The sequence below is a fragment of the Mesonia phycicola genome (assembly GCF_900141885.1).
In the GTDB taxonomy this organism is placed as follows: domain Bacteria; phylum Bacteroidota; class Bacteroidia; order Flavobacteriales; family Flavobacteriaceae; genus Mesonia; species Mesonia phycicola.
In genome coordinates this window covers 1-7,582 of record NZ_FQYY01000017.1, presented here as the reverse complement: position 1 = coordinate 7,582, position 7,582 = coordinate 1, and the positions used below count along the sequence as shown (strand labels likewise).

The 7,582-nt window shown below is 29.3% G+C and carries 7 protein-coding genes; all 7 read right to left on the bottom strand.

The features are described from left to right. Positions 1-228: 228 nt before the first annotated feature. On the bottom strand, positions 229-819 hold the full coding sequence (locus tag BUC03_RS14545; protein ID WP_234971640.1) for an RDD family protein: 591 nt from the start codon (positions 817-819) through the stop codon (positions 229-231). Between the two features lie 47 nt (positions 820-866). Continuing rightward, positions 867-2,525 (bottom strand): S41 family peptidase, encoded by a 1,659-nt coding sequence (locus BUC03_RS14540; protein ID WP_073153722.1) that lies wholly within the window; start codon positions 2,523-2,525, stop codon positions 867-869. A gap of 161 nt (positions 2,526-2,686) precedes the next feature. Then, positions 2,687-3,397: a hypothetical protein gene (locus tag BUC03_RS14535; RefSeq protein WP_073153720.1), complete on the bottom strand. Its 711-nt coding sequence runs from the start codon at positions 3,395-3,397 to the stop codon at positions 2,687-2,689. A 42-nt stretch (positions 3,398-3,439) separates the two neighbouring features. Continuing rightward, the gene (locus BUC03_RS14530) at positions 3,440-4,081 is read right to left on the bottom strand and encodes a hypothetical protein (RefSeq protein ID WP_073153718.1); all 642 of its coding nucleotides are present in this window, start codon (positions 4,079-4,081) and stop codon (positions 3,440-3,442) included. 177 nt (positions 4,082-4,258) lie between these two features. Beyond that, on the bottom strand, positions 4,259-5,560 hold the full coding sequence (locus tag BUC03_RS14520; RefSeq protein WP_073153712.1) for a DUF6575 domain-containing protein: 1,302 nt from the start codon (positions 5,558-5,560) through the stop codon (positions 4,259-4,261). Next, a complete protein-coding gene (locus BUC03_RS14515; RefSeq protein WP_073153710.1) occupies positions 5,557-5,991 on the bottom strand; it encodes a hypothetical protein in 435 nt (144 codons plus the stop codon). The genes BUC03_RS14520 and BUC03_RS14515 overlap by 4 nt, the downstream gene beginning before the upstream one ends. Positions 5,992-6,639: 648 nt before the next feature. Beyond that, a complete protein-coding gene (locus BUC03_RS14510) occupies positions 6,640-7,347 on the bottom strand; it encodes an SIMPL domain-containing protein (protein WP_073153708.1) in 708 nt (235 codons plus the stop codon). Between the last annotated feature and the right edge of the window lie 235 nt (positions 7,348-7,582).

Sequence of the window (7,582 nt, the reverse complement as noted above, 5' to 3'; positions counted from 1 at the left end):
TTATTTTCTTATCGTTCATTTGTATGTTAATACGTTATTCACAATTCAATTAACAATTTTAAAAGTAGAATTTTTGTCAAATGTGCTACAACGGTTTTGTATAATTTCCCAGCTAAGGGAAGGTTAGGAGTAAAGATAGTAAAAAGAGCTAACTTTCACGCCTTTGCGTCTGTGTCCGCAGGACACAATCAAACCTTAGTTGGAATTATACGGTGTTACCATACGTTTTTATTCACTTTTTTCTTCAGTCAGATTTTCATTCCGCACTACGATTGTGTTTCCCCAAGTGTCTCCCAATCTTTGATTTTTATCTGTATTTTTTATTGTTACTATTCCAATTAGTCCAAAAAAGAACATATCAATTGGGTCAAGTAAATGTCTTTTAAAAGATTCACCAAAAGTCAACTTTCGGTTAATTCCGCTTTTTGGAATTGCTTTTATTCCTGCGAGTGAATTTCCGAGTGTTGCTCCGAGTCCGATTTCAAGTCCGACAGTCATAATTCCCCAAAAGATTATTGGCACAAGTGCTGGTAATCCATTTACAGAATATTCACCTTCCGCATTTGGTTCTCCAAACGCATAGATATAGATGAAAAAGAATACGTAAATTATTAGATAATCTATAAATCCGGCTAAAATTCTCTTTCCAATATTTGGTTCAGTTCTTAATTCTGAAGTAATAATGTTTGTTTCTGTCATCGTTTTTCTCAAATGTATGGTAACGGTTTTGTATAATTTTCCAGCTAAGGGAAGGTTAGAAGTAAAGATAATAAAAAGAGCTAACTTTGACGCTTTTGCATCTGTGTCCGCAGGACACAACCAAACCTTAGTTGGAATTATACAGTGTTAGCAAAAGTTTTTTATTTTTAGTTGATTAATCTTATCGCTTTCTCAATATATAAATTATTGTCATATTGTAAAGCACTCTCTTTTATTTTATAATCTAATCTTAATCCTTTTCGTTGTACGCTTTCATTATTTGGATAAAATGCTCCAACTCCTGTAAAGTCAATTGTGGTACCATCGATGAGCTGTATTTGATTTCTATTCATTACCGCACCAAAAGTTTGTTCTCCAATAGTTGTACAGTTTGGTGATGCTTGAATTGCCATTCCAATCCACTCTGCTTTACTTGCTGTTGTTCTATCGACTAATAAGACTATTTTCCCTTTAAAATAGGCTTTATTTTTCTTTCCAGCTTCAAAAAGATTGTTTATGAAACTCAATGCTGTATTTGAACCATAATCACCATAAGATGGTTTTATTGATGTAAGTGCTTTTAAAAATGTAGTTTTTTCTGGATAAAGGTGTTTCGCTATATCTGATGCGCCAATACTTTTTGGATAGTTTCTCAAATCAATAATTACGCCTTTAAAAAGGTTAAAATGGTTGAATGCTTGCTTTAATTGCTTTCTGTCAATGTAGTTTAAATTTATATATCCAATTTCAGTGTTCAACTCCTTCCAGTTATCAGTTTTTGAAGGTCGTAAACGCATATATTTTTCGGCGGGATATTTTAGAGGACTTAATTGGATGTATTGCCTTATGTTTTGACCATTTGTTTTTAATATATTAACAAGAATTGAATCTTTATTAGAGGCTAATAAATATGTTTTTTCAATAGCTCTCTTTAAATAATTTTGATTTGAAACGCTTATTACATTAGAAAATTTATTTTGATAATATTCATTTAATTTTACACCATTTATTGCGTAAATTATATCTCCTTTAGATAAAGAATCCTCTTGAAACATTTTTTTGTTATAAACGGAAGTTATTACTAATGAATCATTTATTATTTTCCCTCCGAAATTTGGAAACTTGTTTAATAAATTAAGTGTGTAACTGTATCTATAATCTGAATGTGAGTCATTTAATTTACTGAATAAATTCTCTTTAGCTTTTTCAAAATTTTCTTTTCCGCTTGAAGTGAAGTCTGATATTAACTGATTTAATACCTTTTCCCAAGGTGTGTCAGTTAAGTAAATATTAACATTCCAAAATTTCATAGCATTCCAAAATGAAGCAAGAAATAATAGTCGATGCTCTTTTTTAGAATAATCAAAATTTGCTAATGAAGTTTCATTACTAAAATCTACTGAACAACTTAATTTTTTAACTTTTGCATAGTAGTTTTTGTAATTGGTATTTTCTTTCAACTCATTTAGCAAACTAAAAAGTTTGAAATTATAATTTGATTCATTAATCCATTCGAAACTATAATTTTTGGTAAAAAGTTTATCCTCAGAAATATTTTCTTTTGCTACAAATTTATCTATACCATAACTTTCTATCCAATCAATCATTTCCTCATCAAAAGCTTCCTTTGTTTTAATTAATTCTACCTTTTGATATTCTTTAATAAACTCTTTATTGAAATTAAATTTTCCATCACTTATTTCTGGGTGATAATATTTTAATAAACCCCAAATTTTGATAAACTTTTCATTCTTTTCTATTTCGTTTACTTGACTAAATGTGTTTGTAAAATGAAAGCATAGACAAAGTAATAAAATATATTTCATAGGTTTGTTTCAAATTTTTGCTAACGGTTTTGTATAATTTCCCAGCTAAGGGAAGGTTAGAAGTAAAGATAATAAAAAGAGCTAACTTTGACGCTTTTGCGTCTGTGTCCGCAGGACACAACTAAACCTTAGTTGGAATTATACGGTGTTACCACACGTTTTTAATTCGGATAAATTGATAATCTTATTTGATTATAAGAACCTTTAGGGTTTCCAAAAGCAAATAAATATGCATTCATTCCGTTTTTATTCAGCCATTTTATTCCGTCTCGATAAGTTCCATCATCTTTTTGGTTTTCAGACTGTATTTCCGAAAAGGTTGGTTCTCCGAACTTTTCAGTTAGCATTTCAGTCAATTCCGTAAATTTTTTCTTAAATGCTTTTTTTGTTTTCAGATTTTGTTTCTCCGTTTTGAAACTTTTCTTTTTTAAGTCATTCCACTCGTAAGTAGTAACTCTAATTGAACTGTCCTTTGTGAAATAGTAACCAACTTCGAGTGAGAAATTCGGTTTTATAATTCGCTTAAAATCTCGAGAAATTTCAAGTTCATAATTTTCCTTATTCGGATAAATATTTTCTCCAAGTCCAACTTTATGTGTTCGAGAAATATCTTCAGACTTTAGTTTTTTTTCAAGTTCTAGTGCGTAATTCAGATTCAGATTTTCGTAATTAAAAATCCGTTCATTTTGGAATACTTTTTTTGAAGTTCCGCATCCAACTAATAAAGTCAGAAAGATAATTGATATGAGTATTGTTTTTTTCAAATGTGTGGTAACGGTTTTGTATAATTTCCCAGCTAAGGGAAGGTTAGGAGTAAAGATAGTAAAAAGAGCTAACTTTGACGTTTTTGCGTCTGTGTCCGTAGGACACAACTAAACCTTAGTTGGAATTATACAGTGTTGTGCAACGTATTTTTATTCATCTTCGCAAGTTTGTATATATACAGCTCGACCTTTTGAATTCGCTACATATTTTATTCCATTTTCATCGAGATATTTATTTTCTTTTCTGCCGGAAGTATGCCAACGAATATAACCATAATCACATTTACCCATATTTCCATTTTTAAATTCTCTTTCTGCAATTTCATTGATTTTTTCCCAATATTTTTCTCTCGAATGGACAAAAAAAATAGTTGGATTAAACTCCTCTGGTAAGTCAGTCTTATAATATTTTTTAATTCTTTTTAAACTTGGATATCCAACGCTATCACTAATCGCAATTAATCTTTCTGTAAACTTGTCATCAGATGGATGAATAAATTCTTTCCATATTCTTTTGGCTAAATCTGACTTGAAGTTTCTCGAAAAAATATAATTTTGTCGGCCCTTTTCATTTTCCAGATTTTCAATGCTATCTGTTACTGCTTTATCAAAGGTTTTGTAGATTATGTATTCACGCAAAGCTTGGTCAAATTCATAGTTGAATTTTAATTCTTCTACAATTGTATCAATTTTCTGTTCGAACTGCTTTTCTTTAACATCAATTTTTTTTTGTGAATAACACGACGTTAGAGTAAATCCAATAAGTATTAAAATCAGTAATTTCTTTTTCATTCAATCTTTTTTTTTTTAATGTTCAATGTTTGGTTAAATGTTGTACAACGGTCTCGGCTATGAGTAGTTGCGTGGTTTAACACTTAACTTTGCAAGTACACACCAAACTGAAAATCCGCTAGGATTTTCAGAAGTAGGCGAGAATAAGCAATTACTTATAGCCATTGTTGTACACAGTTATTTCTCTAACTCTACACAAGAAACAATCGTATATTTCTCAGTTATTTTTTTAGTTCCAGACTTCTTTGTTTCATCAACTTGGACAGTTATTTGATAATAATCTTGAAGATTAAACTTAAAAATTCCTTGTTCAAGTTGTTTTGAAAATTTACCTGAATAAATATCTCCATCAAAACTTTCGACTTTAAATGTTTTAGATAAAGAATCTAATGCTTTAAAATTACCCTTAATCTTGATGTCTTTTGTGTTTTCAAACTCTAAAGAGTCTAAATTTTTCAAAATTGTTTTTGCTGTTGATGAAGAAAATGAATCTTTAATAATTAGTTCATTTTCTGGATTTGCATATTGAACATTTATTGAAATATCATCTTCTTTAATTTCTTTTAAGAATGTGTTATATGAATTCAACATTCCTTCATTCAGTGTAGTTTTAAGTTCTTTTAATTTATCTAAATCTTTACTAGCTTCAAATAAATTAAAAATTGTCTTAGTTATTTTTTCAGAACTAGTTTGATTATCAAAAAGTTCGGTTTGTTTTGAAATAGGGCGTAGAAAAACGCTAAAAGAAGCAGCTTTGGCATAAACGAATTCTAGTTCTCCTAATTGTTTAATACTTTTTAATTCACCTTTTTTTCGTCTAGGTCTATCTTCTTTAGGAATTTTAGCTGTTTTGTCATAGATATTTAAAGCAGTTGCAGAATTAAGACTACTATAATTGAGTAATATTTTCCCTAAAATAGAACTATATATTTTTCCGTAACTAACTTTTCTATTAGAGGATTTGATATGTATATTTATTAATTCCTCATTAGATTTTTTAGCTTCTTTTAAAATATCAAATACTTTGTTCTCTTTTGTTGTTACCAAAGAATCTAATCCGAAAAATTCAATGATTTTATTTAAATCTCTAGAATCTTCTTTTTCAAATTCAATATTTGTTTCAGGTAAATATTCATATGGAAGTCGATTAGGTGAACAAACTAAAGACCTCTCTATAATTCCTTTAGAGTTTTTATCTACAACAAACACAATATCATTTATTGGATTGTTTATTAAGCTAAAATGAGATGTTTTATTATTTATATACTCATTTAATTGATTTAGACTTATTTGGTAAATTAGCCATCTATTATTTTTATCGTCAGAGTCTACCCAATCTTGTAAATAAGCATTACCTAAATTGTCTTTTAATATACTCATTAAAGGACCCTCATAAAACATCAAGTCACCAACTCTTTCCAAAGAAAAAGGTAGTTCTTTTATGTCGAATCCGTTTATTTTAACTAATGAGTTTTTCAAAGTTTAATTTGTTTTATCGTTGCAAATTTAGTTTTTAAATTACAATTTTTGTGTTCGTGAAATGTAAAATGACTCTTCGAGTCTGGTTTATTTGCAATTCCATCATCTTTTTCTAATTTACCTTCGGCAATGGAATCTCCAAATACTTTTACTAATTGAGGTTTTCTTTTTAAATAATTAGTTAGTTTTTTTTCTGCTTTACTAAGATTGCTATATAAAGATAAACCATAACCCATACATTTCTGATTACAATTTTCGTAATCTTCAACTCTATTAGGGTCAATTTTAAAAACAGGTAAAAAATTATTAGGATTATTAAAGTCGGAATGAACCCATCTAAAAGCTAAAGTATCAGTTGAATTAAAATTTTCATCAGGGAAACAATCACATTCAAGTTTATCTATGTCTTTTATGTATTTATGTTCAGTCATTTATCTTTTTCGGTTTCTTTTCGGTAATTGTGTACAACGGTTTAATATAACTTTCAGTTGCGTTGAATTAAGGTTAAAGATAATAAAAAGAACTTAATTTGACGCTTTTGCGTCTGTGTCCGCAGGACACAAATAGCAGCGATTGAAGTTATATATTGTTGCCTAATGTGTTTTTTCCGTTTTGCTAATAACGAACATTTTATCCAGTTTGAGTATTTTATTCAACCGAGTTAGAATTTCATAATGGAAAAACGAGTTTTACTTTTTACTTCTTAAAGATTAAAAATTAAAGAGTAGAAGCGCGACAGTATTTATCCGTAACAAATTTTACGTTTTATTTTATCCATTTGAGTGATTTTAAATCATCCAAATAGTATTTTTACCTGTAAATAATTAAAATAAACTACTATTTTTTTCCGTTTGAGTTTTTCAGTCCGATTAAGAGTATTTTGAGTGCTTTATATTAGAGAATTTTTAACCGTTTCTGCTTTTGTTTTACATATTTGGCAACGGTCTTGTATAATTTCCCAGCTAAGGGAATTTGGAAACTAAAGATAATAAAAAGAACTGACTTTGACGCGTGAGCGTCTGTGTCCGCAGGACACAACTAAACCTTAGTTGGAATTATACGGTGTTAGGCAACGTTTTTTATTCGATTGTAAATTTTACTTTTACTTTTGTAGAGAACTTCATTTTCTCAAAATCAATCACAATATCTTCTTTCGCTCGACTTCCATAAATGCTTGAATATCCTCTTATTTGAACACCTGCAACTTTGCCCTGCAATTGACTTGTTATTGACGCAGTTTCTAAATCCGAAATGTAAATTGCTTTTCCGATTTTCTGATTTAGAGGTTCAACCATTTTTTCAGCATTTTGTTTGGCTTTTAAAATTGCTTTTGCTTTTAAATTTAGCAACAATTGGTCAGATTCAGAATATTCCGTTTTTGTAATTGAAACATTTGAAATTTCTTCACGTTCTAATCCTGCCATTACCTTTCCAACAGTTTGTGCATCGCTAACAATTAAAGAATACATTTTGGTTTTAAGTATTTTTTGTCCACTTAAAAAGTATTTTTTGAAATCGCTACTATAATCCAAAAGCGAAAGATTTTTCTCTAAATCAATTTTTAGTGAATTCAGAACTCTCAACATTGAAGCTTCCAATTCCTCCGTTGATTTTCGGTTCCGATTATCTTCTTCGTTTAACATTATAACTAAATGAATTTTGTCAGGTGTTACTAAAGTGTCAATTTCCGCAATTGTTTCCAAAAATGGTTGGTCAATAAAGTTCTTATTTTGAGCAAACGTTTGAATTGTTAGAAATCCGATAAGAATGAGTACGATGTTTTTCATTGATTTAATTTTTATAGTTTGTTATTTTCCTCAAAACTATAATTTTATTGTTTTTTTCGAAAGTCAGAATGAGTGAACTGTCCATTTCAATTAGTTTGGTGATTTTTCGGCGAGAACTTTTTTCAAATGTTGCCTAACGGTTTTGTATAATTTCCCAGCTAAGGGAAGGTTAGGAGTAAAGATAATAAAAAGAGCTAACTTTGACGCTTTTGCGTCTGTGTCCGCAGGACACAAC